Raw genomic sequence first — 1142 nt, 5'->3', positions numbered from 1 at the left:
CCGTCCAGCGGCCGTCAGTCATAGACTTCATGTCGTTAGCGGGCGATGCTGAGGTATTCGAAATCTCCGTAACAGAGACGTCCCCCGTTGCAGAGAAGACACTGCAAGAAGCGGACTCAGCTGGGCTACTGGGAAATGATGTACTCGTAGTTGCGATCGAGCGTGGTGAAGAAGTACTGTCTCCGCGAGGGGAGACCGTGATTCATGCCGGGGACCTTCTCACCGTATTCTCGAAAGAGGGGGTCACAGGAGAGGTAATGCATACGTTCACCGGTAAAGACGAATAAGTGCTTTCTGGTGCATTTATATTAGTACCGGGTATCATATTCTGCAAACTAAACGGGATTAATGAATGGAGTCCCCTACACCCAACCTCCGTACGTCGAAAAGTCCCCCTCGATGGACAGCTTATCTGATGTTCTGCGGACTCGTATGTGTTCTTGCACGGATCGTATTATATCCCATTCTTCAGTTTGAACCAATATTTAGTACAATTGTGATGGCTCTCGGGTATTTCGGCCTCCTCCTGATCTTCATCAGCTTCTTTATTCACATCTCTATCGAGTATTAGTCATCCATTCGAGTTCAAACGTAGGACAGAGGAGAAACGCCCCGATTCTGTTCTCCGAAGCTTGGCAACCACAACCTCGGAGAGTGGATGTGTTGCGGGCCTTCTCAAAGACGATTTCAAGCTTGGATAAAATCTGATGGCGAGTTATCTGCATTCTGACTTCGTTTCTCCGGAAGCAATGGCGTGTGTAGTTCGGATACCAGCGATTATCTGAACAGATGCAACCAGAAAATCGGTTAACTTCCCTTCGCATATTTTGGTAAAAATCAGATTAGTAGCTATGTGTCTCGCTTAATCCCTCCCATCAGAAATGAGACGGTCCCATGTTACCCACGGCCGTTACGTTCCGTAGGTTAGTCTTGAGCGACCGTCTGGGCTGGAGTTTCTGTCGCAGGGGCAGGTGGTTCGTGTGTTCCGAACTCGGGGTGGGTCTCTTCCATCCAGACGTACACGATTGCCCCGGAGACGAACATCAGGGCAGCGGTCATGTAGAATGCGGCCTCCGCGTTCAGAAACTCCATCGAGAGGCCGATGAGGATTGCGCCGACGCCGTATCCCGAGTCACGCCACA

Annotated in this window: 1 protein-coding gene and 1 pseudogene; one reads left to right on the top strand and one right to left on the bottom strand. The window is 50.4% G+C overall.

Annotation, left to right across the window (positions count from 1 at the left end; genetic code table 11):
* Positions 1–287, top strand: a 287-nt coding sequence (locus QT222_RS00790; RefSeq protein ID WP_491475989.1) for a TrkA C-terminal domain-containing protein, incomplete at its 5' end; no start/stop codon positions are given.
* Positions 288–924: 637 nt separating this feature from the next.
* Here QT222_RS00790 and QT222_RS00785 read toward each other — a convergent pair.
* Positions 925–1142, bottom strand: a pseudogene (locus QT222_RS00785) (MFS transporter); the annotation flags it as partial.

The organism is Haloferax sp. s1, assembly GCF_058382125.1.
Note: the sequence above shows the minus strand (reverse complement) of the source record. Positions and strands in the feature narration are given on the sequence as shown.